We start from the raw sequence: 1871 nt of genomic DNA, 5'->3' as shown, positions 1-1871 counted from the left end.
TCGCTCAATAGCACGGGCCCGTTTCGCTGGTACCTGTATGATTCGTTGCGGGACAACAAGCCGCTCGATCGCATGCTGACGGAATTGATGTTGCTGCGCGGTGGTGCATCCGAAGGCGGGAGCGCCGGGTTTGGCGTGGCGGCGGAGAACGATGCACCGATGGCGGCCAAGGGGCACATCATCGCGTCGGCTTTCCTGGCCATCGAACTGCAGTGCGCCCGCTGTCACGACTCGCCCTATCACAGTACGACGCAGCACGACCTGTATTCGCTGGCCGCGATGATGGCTCGCAAGTCGGTGAAGGTTCCCGCGACCAGTCGTGTGCCAGCCGGGTTCTTTGAAAACCAACAGAATCGTGAGTCGCTGATTCAGGTGACGCTTCCGGCGGACGAATCGGTCATGCCCGAGTGGCCGTTCGCCGAGCAAACTGGCGCGGTCGATGACGCCGAGATTGACGCGTTGATGATGCAGCCGACCGACACCCGCGAGCGACTCGCCACGCTGGTCACCGCGCCTCAAAACACCCGTTTCTCCCGCGTCATCGTCAACCGCGTCTGGAAGCAGTTGATCGGAGCCGGGATCGTGGAGCCGGTTCACGATTGGGAAGGCCGCGGCGCCAGTCATCCGCAACTGCTCGATTGGCTCGCCCACGAATTGGTCGCCAACCACTACGACCTGCGCCACATCGTTGGTCAGATCGTGACATCGAAACTGTATCAGCGTGCAGCGATCGGGACGAATCTTCAGGCCTCGTCGGAGTTGCGGTTCTTCAACGCACCGCAGCGGCGTCGGTTGACGGCCGAGCAAGTCGTCGATTCGCTGCACTATGCCACGGGCAATGCGATCGACGTCGAAGAGCTGACGTTTGTGCATGACGGGCGACGTCCGCTGAGCAATCGTCAAACGCTGGGACGCCCCAGCCGCGCGTGGATGTTCGGCGACTTGAAAAACGAACGCGATCGACCGAGTTTGTCACTGCCCAAAGCGCGGGCGGTCGTCGATGTGCTCGAAGCGTTTGGCTGGACGGGCGCGCGGCAGATGCCGATCGTCGATCGTGAGACCGACCCGAATGTGTTGCAGCCGGGCATTCTGGCCAACGGCACGTTGTCCATGACGCTCACGCGGGCTTCGCAACAGAGCGAATTGGCCGAGCTTGCGATCGATGCCACCGACGCCGAATCGTTGGTCGAAACGTTGTTCTTGCGTCTGCTGTGTCGTTTGCCGAATGCGGAGGAACGCGAAACGTTCACCGCTGCACTGGCCGAGGGCTTTGATAAACGTTTGGTCCCCGATTCGCAGATCACAGCGCCCGAATCGCCCGAGCCGTTGCCGCTGGTGACATGGTTCAATCACTTGCGTCCACGGGCGAACGAGATTCAAGTGGAACTGGAACGCCGCGTTGCGGCCGGACCACCGCCGGACCCGAGGCTGGAAACGTCTTGGCGCGAAGTCTATGAGGACGTGGTCTGGAGTTTGGTCAACCATCGCGAATTTGTTTGGATACCGTAACCGAGACATGAATATGAAACCTTTCACACGACGCGACGTTCTGGCAGCCGGAGCCGCGACGGCAGGCGGATTAGGCCTGTCGTCGCTGGGGCTCGCCAATCCGTCCAGCCAGGACGCAGCCGCCAAGCTGCTCCGCGGCAAGACCGAGCACGTGATCTCGATCTGGCTCGGCGGCGGAATGGGCCAGATCGACACGTTTGATCCCAAACGCAAAGGCGACGCGCCCAAGAATCAAGCCGGTTCGTATTACGAATCGATCGATACAGCCGTCGAGGGTGTGCGGGTGTGCGAACACCTGTCGCAGCTGGCTCCGTTGATGGACCGTGTCACGGCCGTCCGCAGTGTGCATCATGAGATGATCG

At 61.4% G+C, this 1871-nt stretch carries 2 protein-coding genes; both read left to right on the top strand.

Annotated features, from left to right (window positions below; all coding sequences use genetic code 11):
* A partial coding sequence (locus ABX749_RS31425; RefSeq protein ID WP_372899507.1) for a DUF1553 domain-containing protein occupies positions 1-1509 on the top strand: 1509 nt, incomplete at its 5' end.
* Positions 1510-1522: 13 nt separating this feature from the next.
* On the top strand, positions 1523-1871 hold a 349-nt coding region (locus ABX749_RS31420; RefSeq protein WP_372899506.1), incomplete at its 3' end, for a DUF1501 domain-containing protein.

Origin of the sequence: Stieleria sp., assembly GCF_041595215.1 — a bacterium.
Lineage (GTDB): Bacteria > Planctomycetota > Planctomycetia > Pirellulales > Pirellulaceae > Stieleria > Stieleria magnilauensis.
This window is presented reverse-complemented; position numbering and strand designations above follow the sequence as displayed.